Origin of the sequence: Streptomyces sp. URMC 124 (assembly GCF_051386455.1) — a bacterium.
In the GTDB taxonomy this organism is placed as follows: domain Bacteria; phylum Actinomycetota; class Actinomycetes; order Streptomycetales; family Streptomycetaceae; genus Streptomyces.
This window is the reverse complement of the sequence record NZ_JBPQTS010000647.1, coordinates 1-238: the sequence shown is the minus strand read 5'-3', so window position 1 is coordinate 238 and position 238 is coordinate 1. Positions and strand designations below refer to the sequence as shown.

Annotated in this window: 1 protein-coding gene; it reads left to right on the top strand. The window is 57.6% G+C overall.

The window, feature by feature from the left end:
- Positions 1-32 precede the first annotated feature (32 nt).
- On the top strand, positions 33-238 hold a 206-nt coding region (locus ACSNOG_RS34025), incomplete at its 3' end, for a DUF72 domain-containing protein (RefSeq protein WP_436756524.1).

The window sequence follows — 238 nt, the reverse complement described above, 5'->3', positions numbered from 1 at the left end:
GCACCCTGTCGAAGTATTCCAGCACAAGAAGCATGTTCGACGAGTTTCTGGCTTCGGTCCGGGTCCTTCAAGAAGCCGGCAAGCTGAGAGCGGTGCTGTTTCAGTACCCGCCGTGGTTTGGCTGCGAGCGGAAGCATGTAGACATTTTGAAACGGACGCGGGAGTGGATGGAGGATCTGCCGGTCGCCTTGGAGTTTCGCCACCAGACCTGGTTCGCTCCCGAATATCGGGAGAAGAC